Source organism: Plantactinospora sp. WMMB782 (genome assembly GCF_049179135.1).
Lineage (GTDB): Bacteria > Actinomycetota > Actinomycetes > Mycobacteriales > Micromonosporaceae > Plantactinospora.
Map to the genome: position 1 here is coordinate 5,712,766 of NZ_JBMHMC010000007.1, position 20,370 is coordinate 5,733,135.

3 protein-coding genes and 1 pseudogene are annotated in these 20,370 nt (G+C 72.6%); all 4 read left to right on the forward strand.

Annotated elements, in window-relative coordinates; translation table 11 throughout:
• Positions 1–16: 16 nt before the first annotated feature.
• The 4 genes and pseudogenes from ACN28A_RS27655 (at position 17) to ACN28A_RS27670 (ending at position 20,239) form a co-directional block, all read left to right on the forward strand.
• On the forward strand, positions 17–5,146 hold the full coding sequence (locus ACN28A_RS27655) for an amino acid adenylation domain-containing protein (protein ID WP_421399794.1): 5,130 nt from the start codon (positions 17–19) through the stop codon (positions 5,144–5,146).
• Positions 5,143–16,239: an amino acid adenylation domain-containing protein gene (locus ACN28A_RS27660; protein WP_421399796.1), complete on the forward strand. Its 11,097-nt coding sequence runs from the start codon at positions 5,143–5,145 to the stop codon at positions 16,237–16,239. Before ACN28A_RS27655 ends, ACN28A_RS27660 begins: the two co-directional genes overlap by 4 nt.
• A 1-nt stretch (position 16,240) precedes the next feature.
• A pseudogene (locus ACN28A_RS27665) lies at positions 16,241–19,078 on the forward strand (non-ribosomal peptide synthetase); the annotation flags it as partial.
• A gap of 210 nt (positions 19,079–19,288) precedes the next feature.
• Positions 19,289–20,239, forward strand: coding sequence for an ornithine carbamoyltransferase (locus ACN28A_RS27670; protein ID WP_421404678.1), 951 nt, complete (start codon positions 19,289–19,291; stop codon positions 20,237–20,239).
• The last annotated feature ends 131 nt before the right edge of the window (positions 20,240–20,370 follow it).

The following is a 20,370-nucleotide window of genomic DNA, read 5'->3' on the forward strand; positions in this document are numbered from 1 at the left end:
AGGTGAGGAGCACCCGATGAACCCCGATCGAAGCCGGACCGAATCAGCCGGCGACCTCGGCGGGCCGGCGACCGACGCCGGGTCCGCCAACATCCTGCCGGCGCTTGTCGCCCGCCAGGTGGCGGCCACGCCCGACGCGGTCGCCGTACTGGCCGGCGACGTCGAGGTGACGTACGCCGAGCTGGACCGCCGGGCCAACCGGCTGGCCCGCCACCTGCGCGACCTCGGCGTCGGGCCGGACGCACTGGTCGGGGTCTGCCTGCCCCGCGGCGTGGAGCTGGTCGTCGCGCTGCTCGGCGTCTGGAAGGCGGGTGCCGGCTACCTGCCGCTGAGCCCGGACCACCCGAGGGAGTGGGCGAGCTGGGTGCTCACCGACACCGGCGCCGGGATCGTGCTCACCGGGTCGGCACACGCCGGGCTGGTGGCCGGTACCGGCGCCCGGGTGGTCACCCTCGACGACCTCGGGACCGTCCTCGCCGGACTTTCCGACCAGGCACCGGTCAACCCGGCCGGCGGGGACCACCTCGCCTACGCGATCTACACCTCCGGTTCCACCGGGCGGCCCAAGGGCGTCATGATCAGCCACGCGGCGATCGCGAACCGGGTCGACTGGGCGGTCCGGCAGCACGGCCTCGGCCCGGCCGACCGGGTGTTGCAGAAGACCGCGCTCACCTTCGACGCGGCCTGCTGGGAGTTCTTCGCCCCGCTGGTCAGCGGCGGCACCGTGGTGCTCGCCCCGGTCGGCGCCGAGCGCGACCCGGCCGCACTGGTCCGGGCGATCCACCGGCACGGCGTCACCGTCTTCCAGGGCGTGCCGTCGGTGCTCCGGCTGGTCGCCGAGGAACCGGGCTGGCGGGACTGCACCTCGCTGCGGCTGCTCTTCTCGGCCGGCGAGCCGCTGCACGCCGAGCTGTGCCGGCGGCTCACCGACGGCCTGAAGGTCACCCTCTGGAACACCTACGGGCCGACCGAGTGCGCCATCGACGTGACCGCGCACCCGTACGACCCGGCGCTGCCGACCGGCCCGGTGCCGATCGGCCGGCCGCTGGCCAACCTGCGGGTGCTGGTGCTCGACGGCAACGGTGACCCGGTGCCGGTCGGGGTCGCCGGTGAACTGCACGCCGGCGGGGTCGGGGTGGCCCGGGGCTACCTCGGGCGGCCGGACCTGACCGCCGAGAAGTTCGTCCCCGACCCGTACGGGCCGGCCGGTTCCCGGCTCTACCGCACCGGTGACCTGGTGCGCTGGCGGGCCGACGCGACCCTGGAGTACATCGGCCGGCTCGACCACCAGGTGAAGGTGAACGGGGTCCGGATCGAGCCCGGCGAGGTGGAGTCGGCGCTCGTCGCCCACCCCGACGTCAGCGCCGCGGTGGTGCTGGCGGTGGAGGCGGCCGAGGGCGGCAAGCGACTCGTCGGGTACGTCACCGGCGAGCGGGTGCCGGCCGCCGACCGGCTGCGTACCTTCCTGCGGGACCGGCTGCCGGACCCGATGATCCCGGCCGCCTTCGTGGCCCTGCCCGAGTTTCCGCTGAACAGCAGCGGCAAGGTGGACCGGGCCGCGCTGCCGGCCCCGAAGACCGCCGCCGAGGACGGCCGCCCGCCGTACGTCGCGCCGCGCACCACCGCCGAGCGGATGGTCGCGCAGGCGTGGGCGGAACTGCTCAAGGTGGACCGGGTCGGCGCGCACGACGACTTCTTCACCCTCGGCGGCTCGTCGCTGCTGCTCACCCGGCTCGCCAACCAGCTCCGGTCGGCGTCCGGCAGCAAGGTCGCGCTGCGCGGCCTCTTCGCCGCACCCACCGTCGAGCAGCAGGCGAAGCTGATCGCGGTACCGTCCGACGACGGTCCGCCGCTGCTCCCGGTGCACCGGATCGGCCCGCTGCCGCTCTCGTTCGGGCAGCGCCGGCTCTGGTTCCTGGACCGGCTGGAGCCGGGCAACACCGAGTGGGTCGCTCCGCTCTTCGTCCGGCTCGGCCCCGAGGTCGACCAGCGCACCGTCCGGCGGGCCCTGGACCTGGTCGCCGGCCGGCACGAGATCCTCCGCACCCGCTACGTCGAGGACGGCGGCGAGCCCCGGCAGCTCGTCGACCCGCCCTCTCCGGTCGAGCTGCGGGTGGTGGAGGCCGACTCCGCCGACCTGGAGACGGTGTTCCGTTCCGAGTTCGAGCGCGGCTTCGACCTGGCCACCGGTCCGGTCTGGCGGGCGCTGCTGGTCCGCTTCCCGGGCGTGCCGACGCGCACCCCGCCGACCTCGGTGCGGATCCCGGCCACCGCCGGACGTGCCCCGGCCGGCGAGTCGGTGCTGCTGCTCACCCTGCACCACATCGCCTGCGACGGCTGGTCGTCGGTGGTGCTGGAGCGGGAGCTGCGGGAGATCTGCGCCTCGGTGCTCGCCGGACGCGACCCGGAACTGCCGGCCCAGCCGGTGCAGTACCCGGACTTCGCGAGCTGGCAGCGGGGCTGGCTGACCGAGCAGGTGCTGGCGGCCGAGCTGGCGTACTGGCGGAAGACCCTCGACGGGCTCGGCCCGCTGGATCTGCCGACCGACCGGCCCCGACCGGCCCGGCGGAATCCCCGGGGCGCGCTCGCCCCGTTCACCATCCCGACCGAACTGGCCACCGCCGTCCGCGACCTGGGCCGGCGGCACGGCGCGTCGCCGTACATGACGATGCTCACCGCGTTCAGCACGCTGCTCGCCCGGTACGCCGGGAACTGGGACGTGGCCGTCGGCACCCCGGTCGCCGGCCGCAACCGGCCCGAGCTGGAGAACATGGTCGGCTTCTTCCTCAACTCCCTGGTGCTGCGGCCGAACCTCGGCCCGGGGATGCGGTTCGAGGAGGCGCTGGAGGCGACCCGGGAGGTCTGCCGGGCGGCGTTCGCACACCAGACCCTGCCGTTCGAGCAACTCGTCGACGACCTCCAGCCGGACCGGGACATGTCCCGGACCCCGCTCTTCCAGGCCGCCTTCGACCTGCACGACGAGGGGCTCACCGGTGGGGCGGTCCGCAGCGACGACCTGGCCGCGTTCACCGAGGCGTGGCAGGTCGCCAAGACCGACCTGACGCTCTTCGTCCGGGTCCAGGCCGACGGCACCATGCTCGGCGCCCTGGAGTACGCCACCGCGCTCTTCGACCGCTCCACCGTGGACCGGATCGGCGGGCACCTGGTCCGGCTGCTCCAGGCGGTCACCGCCGACCCGGAGCTGCGGCTCGGCACGGTGGACTTCCTCGACCCGCTCGACGAGCTGGTCGGCACCGGCCGGACCGACCCGTTCCGCACCGGCACCCCGGACCGCTGCCTGCACCAGGTCTTCGAGGAGCGGGTGCTGCTCGCCCCGGACGCGGTGGCGGTGACGTTCGAGGATGTGTCGTTGACGTATGCGGAGGTGAACGCCCGGGCGAACCGGTTGGCGCACCGGTTGCGTGCGTCGGGTGCGGGTCCGGAGTCTCTGGTCGGCGTCTGCCTGGAGCGGGGGATCGACCTCGTGCCGGCCCTGCTCGGGGTGTTGAAGTCGGGTGCGGCGTATCTGCCGTTGGATCCGGCGCAGCCGGTGGACCGGCTCGGTTTCATGGTCGGCGACGCCGGGGCGCCGGTGGTCGTGACGCAGTCCTCGCTCGTCGACACGGTCGCCGGGTTCTTCGACGGCGAGCTGCTGGTGCTGGACGACGAGGACCTCTCCGGGCTGCCGGCTGACAACCCGGCGGCGGTCTCGCACCCCGAGGACCTGATCTACGTCATCTACACCTCCGGCTCGACGGGCCGGCCGAAGGGCGTCTGCCTGACCCACGCCAACGTCTTCCGGCTGTTCGACACCACCCGCCAGCACTACCGGTTCTCGGCCGAGGACGTGTGGCCGTTGTTCCACTCGTACGCGTTCGACGTGTCGGTGTGGGAGTTGTGGGGTGCGTTGCTGTACGGCGGTCGTCTGGTGGTGGTGCCGCGTGAGGTGACCCGGCTGCCGGACGAGTTCCTGGACCTGCTGGTCGCCGAGCGGGTGACGGTGCTCAACCAGACCCCGTCGGCGTTCCGCAGCCTGGTCGGTTTCACCCGGGACGGTGACCCGAGGTTGGACCGGTTGGCGCTGCGGGCGGTGGTCTTCGCCGGTGAGAAGTTGGAGATGGCGGAGTTGGCGCCGTGGACGGATCGGTTCGGTCTGGACCGTCCGGCGTTGTTGAACATGTACGGGATCACCGAGACGACCGTGCACTCGACGTTCCATCAGGTGCGGGCGCAGGACATCACGGATCCGGGCAACCCGGTGGGGTATCCGTTGGGTGATCTGCGGATCTATCTGTTGGACGGGTACGGGAACCTGGTGCCGGTCGGGGTGCCCGGCGAGATCCATGTGGGGGGTCCGGGGGTGGCCCGGGGTTACCTGAAGCGGCCGGAGTTGACGGCGCAGCGGTTCGTGCCGGATCCGTTCGCCGGGGTGCCGGGTGCGCGGATGTATCGCAGTGGTGACCTGGCCCGGCGTCGTCCGGATGGTGGGTTGGACTTCCTGGGTCGGATCGACGACCAGGTGCAGATCCGGGGCTACCGGGTCGAACTCGGCGAGATCGAGACCGTCCTGGCCGCCCATCCCGGCATCCGGGACGCGGTGGTCCGCACCGACGAACCGGAGCCGGGCCAGCCGCGGATCGTCGCCTACTACGTACCCGACTCCGACGCGGCGCCGACCGTCCCCGAACTGGCCGGGTACTGCGGCAAGCGGCTGCCCGACTACATGGTGCCGGGCGCGTTCGTGCCGCTGGCGAAGATCCCGCTCACCGCGAACGGCAAGCTCGACCGCCGCGCACTGCCGGCACCGGGCCGGACGGCCACCGGAGCGGACGCCCCGGACCACGTCGCGCCGAACGGCCCGGTCGAGGAGCGGATCGCCGAGATCTGGGCCGAACTGCTCGACGTCGACGCCGGCACCCAGACGAACTTCTTCACCGTCGGCGGCCACTCGATCCTCGCGGTCCGGCTGGCCTCCCGGATCCAGGAGGAGTTCGAGATCGACCTTCCGGTCCGGACCGTCTTCGAGCGGCCCACGATCGCGCGGATCGCCGAGGCGGTCGAGGAGCGGATCCGCGCCGAGATCGACGAGCTATCCGAATCCGACCTGCTGACCGGCCTGGCGTTGCTGAAGGAGCAGAACAGATGAGCACGGGCGAGGGCACGATCGAACGCGGCGTCGAGGCGGCCCGGGAGGAACTGCTGCGGGCCCGGCTCGCCGGTCGGGTGCGCGGCGGGCGCCGCGCGGCGCTGACCCGGGTGGACCGGAACGGCCCGCTGCCGCTCTCCTTCGGGCAGCAGCAGATGTGGTTCCTGAGCCGGCTGGACCCGGGTAGCTGGGAGTACCTGGTGCCGCTGGCGCTGCGGCTGCGCGGCACGCTGGACTCCGCCGCGCTGCGCCGGGCGCTGACCGGGCTGGTCGGCCGGCACGAGATCCTGCGTACCCGCTACGCGCTCGCCGACGGCGAACCGGTCCAGGTGATCGACCCGGCCGGGCCGGTCGAGCTGGCGGTGACCGACCTGACCGAGCTGCCCGAGGCGGAGCGGGAGGCCCGCGGCTTCGAGCGGGCCGCCCAGGAGCCGGCGGTACCGTTCGACCTCGGCACCCAGTGGCCGGTCCGGGCCCGGCTGATCCGGCTGGCCGACGACGACCACCTGCTGGTGGTGGTCTTCCACCACATCGCCTGCGACGCCTGGTCCGCCGGGATCTTCGCCGAGGAACTGAGCGAGCTGTACGCCGCCGCGCTCGCCGGCCGCCCCGACACCCTCGCCCCGCTGCCCGTGCAGTATGCCGACTACGCCGCCTGGGAACGCAGCCGTGAGGCGACGGAACACCAGCGGCACCTGGACTACTGGCGCCGGCAGCTCGCCGGGGTCCCGCCGCTGGACCTGCCGGCGGACCGGCCCCGGCCGGCCACCCGGGAGTGGGCCGGCGCGGCGGTCGAGCTGGAGCTGCCGGCCGGGCTCGGCGGGCAGCTCCGTGACCTCGCCCAGCGGCACGGCGCGACGCTGTTCATGGTGCTGCTCACCGGCTACCAGGCGCTGCTGTCCCGGTACACCGGCGGCACCGACATCCCGGTCGGCACGGTCGTCTCCGGCCGCAACCGGCCCGAGCTGTCCCGGCTGATCGGGTACGGCATCAACAGCCTGGTGATGCGGGCCCGCTGGGACTCCGACATCACCTTCGCCGAGCTGCTCGCCGCCAACCGGGAGACCGTGCTGGCCGCCTTCGACCACCAGGAGGTGCCGTTCGGGCAGCTCGTCGACGAGCTCCAGCCGGAGCGGGACATGTCCCGTACCCCGCTGTTCCAGGTCGCCTTCACGATGCACGAGGCGGGCGACGGCCGGTACGCGATGCCGGGGCTGGCGGTCTCCCCGCTGGACGCGCTCTCCCAGGTCTCCCGCTTCGACCTGACGCTACAGGTGCAGGAGGCCGCCGACGGTGGGCTGCGCGCCCACCTGGAGTACGCGACAGCGCTCTTCGACCGGGCCACCATGCGGCGGCTGGGCGGGCACCTGGTCCGGCTGCTCCAGGCCGCCGTCGCCGAGCCGGGTCGGGCGCTCTCCGCCGTCGACCTGCTCGACGGGGCCGAGCGGGCCGAGGTGACCGGGGTCGCCGACCCGTTCCGGATCGACGCGGTGCCACCGACTCTTACCGTGCACCAGGTCTTCGAGCAGCGGGTGGCCGCCGCCCCGGACGCCGTCGCGGTGACGTTCGAGGGTGTGTCGTTGACGTACGCGGAGGTGAACGCCCGGGCGAACCGGTTGGCGCACCGGCTGCGGGCGCTCGGTGCGGGGCCGGAGTCCCTGGTCGGGGTCTGTCTGGAGCGCGGCATCGAGCTGGTGCCGACTCTGCTCGGTGTGCTCAAGTCGGGTGCGGCGTATCTGCCGTTGGATCCAGCGCAGCCGGTGGACCGGCTCGGTTTCATGGTCGGCGACGCCGGGGCCTCGGTGGTCGTGACACAGTCCTCGCTGGCCGGGACGGTCGCCGGCTTCTCCGCCGGTGCCGTGGTCGACCTGGACGAGGAGGACCTGTCCGGTCGGCCGGCGGAGAACCCGGTCCCGCTCTCCGGTCCGGAGAACCTGATCTACGTCATCTACACCTCCGGCTCGACGGGCAAGCCGAAGGGCGTCTGCCTGACCCACGCCAACGTGCTCCGGCTGCTTACCGTCGGCGAGACCCACTACCGGTTCTCGGCCGAGGACGTGTGGCCGTTGTTCCACTCGTACGCGTTCGACGTGTCGGTGTGGGAGTTGTGGGGTGCGTTGCTGTACGGCGGTCGTCTGGTGGTGGTGCCGCGTGAGGTGACCCGGCTGCCGGACGAGTTCCTGGAGCTGCTGGTCCGGGAGCGGGTGACGGTGTTGAACCAGACCCCGTCGGCGTTCCGCAGCCTGGTCGGCTTCGCCCGGGACGAAGACCCACGACTCGCCGCCCTGGAACTGCGGGCGGTGGTCTTCGCCGGTGAGAAGTTGGAGATGGCGGAGTTGGCGCCGTGGACGGATCGGTTCGGTCTGGACCGTCCGGCGTTGTTGAACATGTACGGGATCACCGAGACGACCGTGCACTCGACGTTCCATCAGGTGCGGGCGCAGGACATCACGGATCCGGGCAACCCGGTGGGGTATCCGTTGGGTGATCTGCGGATCTATCTGTTGGACGGGTACGGGAACCTGGTGCCGGTCGGGGTGCCCGGCGAGATCCATGTGGGGGGTCCGGGGGTGGCCCGGGGTTACCTGAAGCGGCCGGAGTTGACGGCGCAGCGGTTCGTGCCGGATCCGTTCGCCGGGGTGCCGGGTGCGCGGATGTATCGCAGTGGTGACCTGGCCCGGCGTCGTCCGGATGGTGGGTTGGACTTCCTGGGTCGGATCGACGACCAGGTGCAGATCCGGGGCTACCGGGTCGAACTCGGCGAGATCGAGACCGTCCTGGCCGCCCACCCCGGCATCCGGGACGCGGTGGTGGTGGTCCGGGAGGACATTCCCGGTGACAAGCGGCTGGCCGGCTACCTGGTGCCCCAGGGAGAGCAGGTGCCGAACCCGGCCGAGCTGCGCGAGTTCCTCGCCCGCAGCCTGCCGGAGTACATGGTGCCGGCCGCCTTCGTGCCGCTGGCGAAGATCCCGCTGACCGCGAACGGCAAGCTCGACCGCCGCGCGCTGCCCGCACCGGACCGCGCCGCACTGCACGGCGAGCAGGCGTACGTGGCGCCGCGTACCCCGGTGGAGGAGCGGGTCGCGGCGATCTGGCGGGACGTGCTCGGGATCGAACGGGTCGGTGTGCACGACAGCTTCTTCGACCTCGGCGGGCACTCGATCCGGGCGGTCGCCCTGGTCGGCGAACTGCGGGCGATCGGGCTGGACGTCTCGGTCCGGGACGTCTTCGCGCACCGTACCGTCGCCGAACTCTGCGGCATCCTGGACGGCCGCTCGACACCGGCCGCCGAGGAGCGCCCCGTCGCGCCGTTCGAGCTGCTCTCCGCCGCCGACCGGGCGAAGGTGCCGGCCGGCGCGGCCGACGCGTACCCGCTGTCCCGGGTGCAGGCCGGCATGGTGGTGGAGATGCTCTCCGACGGGGAGCTGCACGCGTACCACAACGTGACCTCGTTCCGGATCCGGGACGAGCGGCCGTTCGGGCTGGCCGCGCTGCGCGAGGCGGCCCGGATCGTGGTGGCCCGGCACGAGGTGCTGCGTACCGCGATCGACCTGACCACGTACTCGGTGCCGATGCAGGTGGTGTACCCGGACGCCGAGATGCCGGTCGGGGAGCGGGACCTGCGGCACCTGGACGCCGCCGAACTGGACCGGTCGCTGCGGGAGTTCACCGCCGTCGAGCGGGCCGACGTCTTCGACCTGGCCCAGCCGTCCCTGATGCGGCTGCACGCACACGTCTGCGACGACAAGACCTGGTGGCTGTCGGTCACCGAGTGCCACGCCATCATCGAGGGCTGGAGCCACCACTCGCTGCTGATGGAGGTGCTCGACCTCTACCGGCAGATCCGGGACGGCGGCACCCCGCCGCCGGTCGAGGCCCCGCCGGTGCGGTTCGCCGACTTCATCGCCGCCGAGCTGCGCTCGCTCGACTCGACGGAGGACCGGGAGTACTGGCGGGACATCGTCGGCCGGTACGCCCGGTTCTCCCTGCCGACCGGCTGGGGCGACCCGGACGCGCCGCGCGAGTCGCTGATGCTCGGGGTGCCGTTCCACGACCTCGACGCCGACCTGCGGAAACTGGCCAGCCGGGCGAAGGCGTCACTGAAGACGGTGCTGCTCGCCGCGCACCTGAAGGTGATGAGCCAGCTCACCGCCGAGGAGTCGTTCCTGACCGGCCTGGTCCTGCACGGCCGCCCCGAGGTGGTCGGCGCGGACCAGGTCTACGGGATGTACCTGAACAGCCTGCCGTTCGGTTACGACCGGGGCGCCCGGACCTGGCGGGAGCTGGTGACGCGGACGTACGCCCGGGAGATGGAGATCTGGCCGCACCGCCGGTTCCCGATGCCGGAGATCCAGCGCGAGTTCGGCGAGGGTCAGCGGCTGATGGACGTCCGGTTCAGCTACCACGACTTCGACCAGGTCGACCGGGACCTGGTCGACTACATGGCGAGCATCGACGACAGCCCCACCGAGTTCCCGCTCGCCGTGGCGGTCCGGCTCGGCTACGTGACGATGGCCGTCAACCCCCGGGCGCTCAGCCGGGCCAACGGGGACCGGATCGGCGCCATGTACCGGGCGGTGCTGGAGGCGATGGCGGCCGACCCGGACGGCGACGCCCGGGGCACCTTCCTCGCCGACGAGGAGCGGCAGCGCCTGGTGGTGGAGTGGAACCGCACCACCGCCGAGCCGGCCGGGCCGGGCGTGCCGGAACGGTTCGCCGCACAGGCGGCGGCCACCCCGGACGCGGTGGCGGTCGAGTGCGCCGGCCAGCGGCTCGACTACGCGGAGCTGGATGCCCGGGCGAACCGGCTGGCCCGGCACCTGCGCGCCTGCGGGGTGGTGCCGGAGTCGGTCGTCGGGGTGCTGCTGGACCGTACCCCGGAGCTGCTGGTGGCGATGCTGGCGGTCTGGAAGGCCGGCGGCGCCTACGTACCGCTGGATCCGGCCCACCCGGCGGACCGGCTCGCCGACATGCTCGCCGACGCCGGTGCCCGGGTGGTGGTGACCGGCGCCGGCTACGCCGACCGGTTCCCGCAGGTCCCGGTGCGGGTGCTGGTCGACCGGGACGCGGCGGCCGTCGCGGAACAGCCGGAGACCCCGCTTCCGGTACCGGCCGAGCTGGACCGGCTGGCGTACGTGATTTTCACGTCGGGGTCGACGGGTCGGCCGAAGGGTGTGGCGGTGTCGCATCGTGGGTTGGTCAACCATGTGTCGTGGGCGGCGCGGGAGTTGGCTGGTCGTGGTGTTGGTGGTTCGGCGTTGTTCTCGTCGGTGGCGTTCGATCTGGTGGTGCCGAATGTGTGGGCGCCGTTGGTGTCGGGGCAGCGGGTGTGGTTGCTGCCGTCCGATGTGGACATGGCGGATCTGGGTCGGGAGTTGGTGGCGGCGGGTCCGTTCAGTTTCCTGAAGCTGACCCCCGGCCACCTGGAGGTGCTCGCCCACCAGCTCGCACCGGGCCAGGCCACCGGCCTGGCCGGGATCACCGTGGTGGCCGGCGAGGCGTTCACCCGGCACACCCTGGAACGCTGGCGCGAGTGCGCCCCCGACGCGGTACTCGTCAACGAGTACGGCCCGACGGAGGCGTCGGTGGGTACCTGCGTGTTCCCGGTGGTGGGTGTGCCGGCCTCGGAGGTGGTGCCGATCGGTCGTCCGTTGCCGGGGATGGCGATGTACGTGCTGGACGGGGAGTTGTCTCCGGTTCCGGTGGGTGTGCTCGGTGAGTTGTTCGTCGGTGGGGTCGGGGTGGCCCGGGGTTACGTGAACCGGCCGGAGCTGACCGCGGAGCGGTTCGTCCCCGACCCGTTCGGTGCGACGCCGGGTGCCCGGCTCTACCGCACCGGCGACCTGGTCCGGATGCTGCCCACGGGTGATGTGGAGTTCGTGGGTCGGGTCGACGACCAGGTGAAGGTGCACGGTTATCGGATCGAGTTGGGTGAGATCCGTTCGGTGTTGTTGGCGCATCCGGCGGTGCGGGACGCGGCGGTGGTCGCGGTCGGTTCGGCGTCGGACAAGCGGTTGGTGGCCTACTGCGTGCCGGGTTCCGGTGAGTTGCCGGTGGGCGGGTTGGTCGAGCACTGCGGGGCGCGGTTGCCGGAGTACATGGTGCCGGCGGTGTTCGTGTCGTTGGATGCGTTGCCGTTGAACGCGAACGGGAAGGTGGATCGTCGGGCGTTGCCGGATCCGGATTCCGCGGCGGTGGATGCGGGGCCGGTGTTCGTGGGTCCGCGTACCGGGGCCGAGGAGCGGATCGCCGCGGTGTGGTGTGAGGTGTTGGGTCTGGATCGGGTCGGGGTGACGGAGAGTTTCTTCGATCTGGGTGGGCATTCGATCCGGGCGGTGGCCCTGGTCGGGAAGTTGCGGGCTGCCGGGTTCGAGGTGGCGGTCCGGGACGTGTTCCAGTACCGCACGGTCGCCGAACTCGCCGAGAAACTCGCCGGTCCGCTGCCGGAGACGGCCGCCGAGGGCACGGCCGCCGAGGGTGCGACCGTCGCGGCTGCGGCCGTCGGGGGCACGGGCCTCGACGGGCCGACCGTGGCGCCGTTCGCGCTGGTCTCCGAGGAGGACCGGGCCAGGGTGCCGGCCGGGGTGGTCGACGCGTACCCGCTGTCCCAGGTGCAGCTCGGCATGGTCGTGGAGATGCTTGCCGACAGCGACCTGCACGCGTACCACAACGTCACCTCGTTCCGGCTGCGCACCGAGCAGCCGTTCGGGCTGGCCGCGCTCCGCGAGGCGGCCCGGATCGTCGTGACGCGGCACGAACTGCTGCGTACCTCGTTCGACCTGACCAGCTACTCGGTGCCGATGCAGCTCGTGCACGACACCGCCGAGATCCCGATCGGGGTACGCGACCTGCGGCAGCTCGACGCCGCCGGGCGGAAGCAGGCGATCCGGGAGTTCACCGCGGCGGAACGGGCCGAGCTGTTCGACCTCGGGGTGGCGCCGCTGCTGCGGTTCACCGTGCACGAGGAGAGCGACGAGGCGTGGTGGATGTCCGTCACCGTCTCGCACCCGATCACCGAGGGGTGGAGCCACCGGGCGATGCTCACCGAGCTGCTGGAGCTTTACCAGCAGCTCCGGGTCGGCGGATCCCCGGAACCGGTGACCCAACCGGCGGTCCGGTACGCCGACTTCATCGCCGCCGAACTCGACTCGCTGGCCTCGACCGGGGACCGGGACTACTGGCGCGGCATCGTCGACGGGTACGCCCGGCTGAGCCTGCCGACCGGCTGGGCCGACGCCCCGGACACGCCCCGGGAGCCGTACTCGGTCACCGTGCCGGTCCGGGACCTGGAGCCGGAGCTGCGGAAGTTGGCCACGGCGACCCGTACCTCACTCAAGGCCGTGCTGCACGCGGCGCACCTGAAGGTGATGAGCCAGCTCACCGACGAGCCGGTCTTCTTCACCGGCCTGGTGTGCAGCGCCCGCCCGGAGGTCGACGGCGCCGACCGGGTCTACGGGATGTACCTGAACACCCTGCCGTTCGCGCACCGGCGCGGCGCGGCGACCTGGGGCGAGCTGGTCCGGCAGGTCTTCGACCGGGAGGTCGAACTCTGGCCGCACCGGCGCTACCCGATGCCGGCGATCCAGCGCGAGCTGGCCGACGGCCAGCGCCTGCTCGACGTGCGCTTCAGCTACCAGGACTTCGACGCCGTCGACACCGAACTTGTCGACGTGGAGTCCGGTCTCGGCGAGGGCGCCACCGAGTTCGGCCTGGCCGTCGCCGCGATGACCGGCAGTCTGGTGCTGACCGCCGACACGCACACGCTGAGCCGGCCGGAGGCGGCCAGGGTGGGCGAGATGTACCGGGCGGTGCTGGCCGCGATGGCGGCGACCGGTGCCGGCGGGAACGCCCGGGGCACCCACCTGCCGGTGGGGGAGCGGGACCGGCTGCTCGGCGAGTACGCGGACAACCCCACCGAGGCGCCGACCCGTACCGTGCCGGAGCTGGTCGCCGAGATGGCGGCCGCCCATCCGGAGCGGACCGCGGTGGCGCTCGGCGAGCTGGAACTCGACTACGCCGAACTGGACGCCCGGGCGAACCGGCTGGCCCGGCACCTGCGCTCCCGGAACGTCGGGCCGGAGTCCCTGGTCGGAGTGTTGCTGGACCGGGGCCCCGACCTGATCGCCACCTTCCTGGCGGTCTGGAAGACCGGTGCCGCCTACGTGCCGCTGGACCCGTCCTTCCCGGCCGACCGGGTGAACGCGATGCTCGCCGACGCCGGTGCCCGGGTGGTGGTCACCAGGTCCCGGCACGCCGACCGGTTCGACCCGGCGCTGGACTGTGTCCTGGTCGACACCGAGCGTTTGGAGATCGGCAACCGTCCGTCCTCACCGATCGCCGAGCCCGCCGAGCTGGACCGGCTGGCGTACGTGATTTTCACGTCGGGGTCGACGGGTCGGCCGAAGGGTGTGGCGGTGTCGCATCGTGGGTTGGTCAACCATGTGTCGTGGGCGGCGCGGGAGTTGGCTGGTCGTGGTGTTGGTGGTTCGGCGTTGTTCTCGTCGGTGGCGTTCGATCTGGTGGTGCCGAATGTGTGGGCGCCGTTGGTGTCGGGTCAGCGGGTGTGGTTGGCGGGTCCGGAGTTGGACATGGCGGATCTGGGTCGGGAGTTGGTGGCGGCGGGTCCGTTCAGTTTCCTGAAGCTGACCCCCGGCCACCTGGAGATCATTGGCCAGCAGGCCGGGGCCGCCCAGCTCGCCACGCTGGCCGAGATCGTGGTGGTGGCCGGCGAGGCGCTGCCCGGCCCGGTCGCCGAACAGTGGCGCGGCATTCTCGGCGACGGCCGTCTGGTGAACGAGTACGGCCCGACGGAGGCGTCGGTGGGGACCTGCGTCTATCCGGTGCGCGGCCCGCAGACGGTCGAGGTGGTGCCGATCGGTCGTCCGTTGCCGGGGATGGCGATGTACGTGCTGGACGGGGAGTTGTCTCCGGTTCCGGTGGGTGTGTTGGGTGAGTTGTTCGTCGGTGGTGTCGGGGTGGCCCGGGGGTATGTGAACCGGCCGGAGTTGACGGCGGAGCGGTTCGTGCCGGATCCGTTCGGTGCGACGCCGGGTGGGCGGCTGTACCGGACGGGTGATCTGGTCCGGATGCTGCCGGGCGGTGATGTGGAGTTCGTGGGTCGGGTCGACGACCAGGTGAAGGTGCACGGTTACCGGATCGAGTTGGGTGAGATCCGTTCGGTGTTGCTGGCGCATCCGGCGGTGCGGGACGCGGCGGTGGTCGCGGTCGGTTCGGCGTCGGACAAGCGGTTGGTGGCCTACTGCGTGCCGGGTTCCGGTGAGTTGCCGGTGGGCGGGTTGGTCGAGCACTGCGGGGCGCGGTTGCCGGAGTACATGGTGCCGGCGGTGTTCGTGTCGTTGGATGCGTTGCCGTTGAACGCGAACGGGAAGGTGGATCGTCGGGCGTTGCCGGATCCGGATTCCGCGGCGGTGGATGCGGGGCCGGTGTTCGTGGGTCCGCGTACCGGGATCGAGGAGCGGATCGCCGCGGTGTGGTGTGAGGTGCTGGGTCTGGATCGGGTCGGGGTGACGGAGAGTTTCTTCGATCTGGGTGGGCATTCGATCCGGGCGGTGGCCCTGGTCGGGAAGTTGCGGGCTGCCGGGTTCGAGGTGGCGGTCCGGGACGTGTTCCAGTACCGCACGGTCGCCGAACTCGCCGAGAAACTCGCCGGCCAGCCGGTCGCCGAGCAGTCGGCCGAGGCGGGTCCGGTGCCGCCGTTCGCGCTGGTCTCCGCCGAGGACCGGGCCGCGCTGCCGGCGGGGGTGGTCGACGCGTACCCGCTGTCCCAGGTGCAGCTCGGCATGGTGGTGGAGATGCTCGGCGGGGTGGGTGGCAACCGCTACCACAACACCAGCTTCTTCCGGATCCGCGACGAGCGGCCCTTCCAGCCGTCCGCGCTGCGCGAGGCGGCCCGGATCGTCGTCGAGCGGCACGAACTGCTGCGTACCTCGTTCGACCTGACCAGCTACTCGGTGCCGATGCAGCTCGTGCACGACAGCGCCGAGATGCCGGTCGAGGTCCGCGACGTACGGCACCTGGACGAGGCGGGCAAGGAGCAGGCACTGCACGAGCTGATCGCCCGGGAGCGGGCGAACCTGTTCGAGCTGACCGACCCGCCGCTGCTCCGGATGGCCGGGTTCGTGGAGAGCGACGTCGCCTGGCGGCTCGGCTTCACCCAGTGCCACGCGATCACCGAGGGCTGGAGCCAGCAGTCGCTGCTGATGGAGGTGCTCGACCTCTACCGGCAGCTCGCCGCCGGACAGACTCCCGAGCCGGTCGTCGCGCCGCCGGTCCGGTACGCCGACTTCATCGCCGCCGAACTCGACTCGCTGGTCTCGGCCGGGGACCGGGACTACTGGCACGGCATCGTCACCCGGTACGCCCGGTTCACCCCGCCGGCCGGTTGGGGCGAGGGTCCCGAGGAGACCGGCAGCTACCGGATCCCGGTCGGCTTCCCCGACCTCGAGCCGGGGCTGCGGGCGCTGGCCACGGCGACCCGTACCTCGATGAAGGCCGTGCTGCACGCCGCGCACCTGAAGGTGATGAGCCAGCTCACCGACGAGCCGGCGTTCTTCACCGGCCTGGTGTGCAGCGCCCGCCCCGAGGTCGACGGCGCCGACCGGGTCTACGGGATGTACCTGAACACCCTGCCGTTCCCGCACGACCGCACCGCCGGCACCTGGGGCGAACTGGTCCGGCAGGTCTACGACCGGGAGGTCGAACTCTGGCCGCACCGGCGCTACCCGATGCCGGCGATCCAGCGCCAGGTCGGCGGGCGGCAGCTGATCGAGGTGATGTTCAGCTACCAGGACTTCCACCAGGTCGACACGGAGCTGGTGGACGTCCGGGCCGGTGCCGGGGACGCCGCCAACGAGTTCGCGCTCGCGGTCTCGACCGGCCCCGGGCACCTGATGCTGCGGGTCCGGCGTTCCGCGCTGACCCAGCAGAACGCCGAGCGGGTGGTGGCGATGTACCGGACGGTGCTGGAGGCGATGGCCGCCGGTGCCGACGGGGACGCCCGGGCGGCGTACGTGCCGGCGGCGGAACTGGCCGCGGTGCTGACCGACTGGAACGACACGGCCGTGGAGTGGTGAGATGAGTCGATCGGTGCACGATGTCGTCGAGGCACAGGCGGCGGCCACCCCGAGAGCGGTGGCAGTGGTCCAGGGTGGCGAGCGGGTCCGGTACGCCGCACTCGACGCGCTGGCGAACCGGTACGCCCGGCACCTGCGGGCGGCCGGCGTCGGGCCGGAGTCGGTGGTCGGGGTGCTGCTGTCCCGCGAGCCGTCCCTGGTGGCCTGGCTGCTGGCCGTCTGGAAGGCCGGTGCGGCGTACGTGCCGCTGGATCCGGAGCTGCCGGCGGAACGGCTCGGCTACATGCTGGAGACCGCCGGAGCGAGCCTGGTGGTGAGCGAGTCGAAGCTGGTCGGGCGGCTGGCCGGGGTCTACTCCGGCCGGCAGGTCCTCGCCGACCGGGACGAGGCCGAGATCGAGTCCCGGTCGGCGGAGCCGGTGCCCCGGCGCGACGACCAGCACCAGCTGGCCTACATCATCTTCACCTCCGGCTCGACCGGGCGGCCGAAGGGTGTGCAGATCAGCCACCGGGCGCTGCTGAACCTGCTCTTCTCGATGCGCCGGCTGCTGGACGCCGGCTCCGAGGACGTCTGGCTCGCCGCGACCTCGCTCTCCTTCGACATCTCCGGCCTGGAGCTGTACCTCCCGCTGGTCACCGGCGGCCGGCTGGTGCTGGCCGACGACGACGAGGTGGGGGACAGCCCGGAACTGCTCGGCCTGCTCGACCGCTATCCGGTGACGCACGTCCAGGCGACCCCGTCCGGCTGGAAGCTGCTGCTGGACGCCGGGTTCGGCAACCGCCCGGTGGTGGCGCTGGTCGGCGGCGAGGCGCTGCCGCCGGCCCTCGCCGGTGAACTGCGCGGCCGGGTGAAGCGGCTGGTGAACGTCTACGGCCCGACCGAGACCGCGATCTGGTCGACGAGCTGGGACGTGCCCGGCGAGGTCGAGGTGGTGCCGATCGGCCGGCCGATCGCGAACACCCGGACCTACGTGCTGGACCGGGACTTCCAGCCGGTCGCGGTCGGCGTGGTCGGCGAGCTGTACATCGCCGGTGACGGCGTCGCCCGGGGGTACGTCAACCGCCCCGAACTTACCGCCGAGAAGTTCCTGCCGGAGCCGTTCGGCAAAGCGGTCGGGGCCCGGATGTACCGCACCGGCGACCTGGTCCGGTACGGCCCGGACGGCAACCTGGAGTTCCTGGGCCGGGCGGACCACCAGGTGAAGATCCGGGGGCACCGGATCGAGCTGCCCGAGATCGAGGAGCGGCTACTCGCCCATCCGGACGTCCGCAACGGTGTGGTGGTGGCCCGGGAGGACCCGGGCGGCGAGAAGTGGCTCGCCGGCTACGTCGTACCGGTGGACGGCCGGCCGGTCGAGCCGGCCGAGCTGCGCGACTTCCTCGCCGCCGCGCTGCCCGGCTACATGGTGCCGGCCGCCTTCGTCACCCTGGACGCGCTGCCGCTGAACCCGGCCGGCAAGGTGGACCGGCGGGCGTTGCCGGCGCCGGAGCGGACCTCGTTCGGCGGCGAGCGCGAGTACGTGCCGCCGCGTACCGAGACCGAGCGGCGGATCGCCGGGGTCTGCGCGGAGGTGCTCGGCCTGGACCGGGTGGGTGTGCACGACAGCTTCTTCGACCTGGGTGCCGACTCGATGCGGATCGTGCAGCTGGTCACCGCCGGGCGCCGGGCCGGGCTGCCGGTGTCGCTGCGGATGCTCTACCAGAACGGCACCGTCGCCGACCTGGCCGTGGCGCTCGGCGACCCGCCCCCGCCCAGCACCGTCGTCGAACCCGCCCAGCCCGGCACCGTCGCGGAACCGGCCGCACCGGGCACCGTCGTCGGGGCCGCCCAGCCGGCCGCCTCCACCGGCTCCGGTGTGGTCCGGGCCGGGGCGCGTCCGGCGGTCGGCCGGCTCGGCACCGGGCCGTCGCCGCTGCCCCTGATGGCCGAACACCGCATCCCCGGCGCGAGCGTCGCGCTGGTCCGGGCCGGCCAGGTCGCCGAGGTACGCGGCTACGGCGTACTCTCCGCCGGGGGATCGGAGCCGGTCACCCCGGAAACCCCGTTCCAGGTCGCCTCGATCAGCAAGCACGTCACCGCGCTCGGAGTGCTCCGGCTGGCCCGCGAGGGTCGGCTGGAGCTGGACGCCGACGTGAACCGGTACCTGACCTCGTGGCGGCTGCCCGACGGCGGCGCCCCGGTCACCGTACGGCACCTGCTGGCCAACCTCTCCGGCCTCTCCACCAGCCCGAACACCGGGTACGCCCCGGGCGAGCCGGCCCCGTCCCTGCTCGACGTGCTGCACGGCCGCCCGCCCGCCACCTCCGCGCCGATCCGGCCCGAACTGGTGCCCGGTGAGTCGTTCCGGAAGACCAACAGCCACTACGCGGTGCTGCAGCAGGTGCTCGAGGACCTGACCGGGGAGCCGTTCCCGGAGCTGATGCGGCGGCTCGTGCTGGCCCCGCTGGGCATGACCGACAGCAGCTTCGACCCGGCCTTCCCGGCCGACCCGGCCCGGCGGGTCGCGCTCGGCCACGACGCGCACGGGGTACCCGTACCCGGCGGCTGGCGCAACCGTCCGGCGCTGGCCGGCGGCGGGCTCTGGACGACCGCCGCGGACCTGGCCCGGGTGCTTGTCGAGATCCACCGTGCCCGGCTCGGCAACGGCGAACTGCTCACCCCGGCGCTCGCCGCCGAACTGGTGGCGGTCGCCGCGCCGGGCAGCTTCTACGGGCTCGGCACGGTGGTCGACGACACCGCGCCGGACCTGGAGTTCGGGCATCCGGGCGAGACGGTCGGCTACCGGGCGATGACGCTGGGGCGGCTCGGTGCCGGTGACGGCTTCGTGGTGCTGACGAACGCCGAGTCCGGCAAGGCGGTGCAGTCGTTCGTCGCCACCGAGCTGGCGGGCTGGGCGGAGCGCCCGGCGGCCGTGGCGGAGACCGGCGCCTACGCCGCCGCCGACGGGGAGACCGTCCGGATCGCGGAGGCGTCCGGGCACACCGCCCTTTCGGCCGACCGGGCCCGGGACCTGCCGCCGGCCGGCGGCACGGCGCAGGAGGAGGCGCGGATGGTGCGGCACCTGATCTCGATCAACGACCTGACCGACGAGGACCTGCGGTCCATCGTCGCCCGGGGGGTGCGGTTCCGGTCCGGGCAGGCCCGGCGGGAGCGGCCGCTGCACGGCGACGTCGTCGGGGTGTACTTCCGGAAGACCTCGACCCGGACCCGGACCGCATTCTCCAGCGGGGCGCTGCGGCTGGGCGCGCAGATCGTCGCGTACGGTCCGGACGACCTGCAACTCAACACCGGTGAGACGCACGCCGACACCGGTCGGGTGATGTCCCGGATGCTCGACCTGTTGGTGGCCCGCACCTCGGGCGATCCGGCGGAGCTGCGGGCGCTTGCCGACCAGGACCGGATGTCGGTGGTGAACGCGATGAGCGCCGACGAGCACCCGACCCAGGCGCTCACCGACCTGACCACGATGCTCGACCACTTCGGCCGGATCGACGGGTTGCGGGTGCTCTACGTCGGGGAGGGCAACAACAGCGCGGCGGCGCTCGCCCTGGCCCTGACCCGGTACGCCGGCACCCACCTGGAGCTGCGCACGCCCCCGGGGTACGGGCTGACCGAGGAGATCGTGGCCACCGCCTCGGCACAGGCGGCCCGGGGTACGGCGACGATCCGCGAGCGGCACGACATGGCCGAGCTGCCCGGCGGCTTCGACGTCGTCTACACGACCCGTTGGCAGACGACCGGCACCAGCAAGCCCGACCCGGACTGGCGGGAGATCTTCGCACCGTTCCAGGTCGGCAAGGAACTCTGGGTGGGAAGCCCGGACGCGGTCTTCATGCACGACCTGCCGGCGCACCGGGGCGAGGAGGTCACCGCCGAGGTGCTCGACGGTCCGGCGAGCATCGCCTTCGAGCAGGCGGAGAACAAGCTGCACAGCGCGATGGCGGTGTTGGAGTGGTGTCGCCGGGGTCCGGTCGACGGACCGCCGGGAACCGGAACGTGAGCATCGTGGACGACAAGCCCGCCCCGCCATCCGGCGGGGCGGCGCCGTCCGTACCGCCTGTCGCCGTAACGCCTGCCGACGCGCCGCCTGCCTACGCGCCGCCGGTTTCCTCCTCGCCGCCTGCCGCTGCT

Coding starts and splice junctions, on each gene's coding strand:
- ACN28A_RS27670 (WP_421404678.1), top strand. CDS start 19,289: ATGGTGCGGCACCTGATCTCGATCAACGACCTGACCGACGAGGACCTG.
- ACN28A_RS27655 (WP_421399794.1), top strand. CDS start 17: ATGAACCCCGATCGAAGCCGGACCGAATCAGCCGGCGACCTCGGCGGG.
- ACN28A_RS27660 (WP_421399796.1), top strand. CDS start 5,143: ATGAGCACGGGCGAGGGCACGATCGAACGCGGCGTCGAGGCGGCCCGG.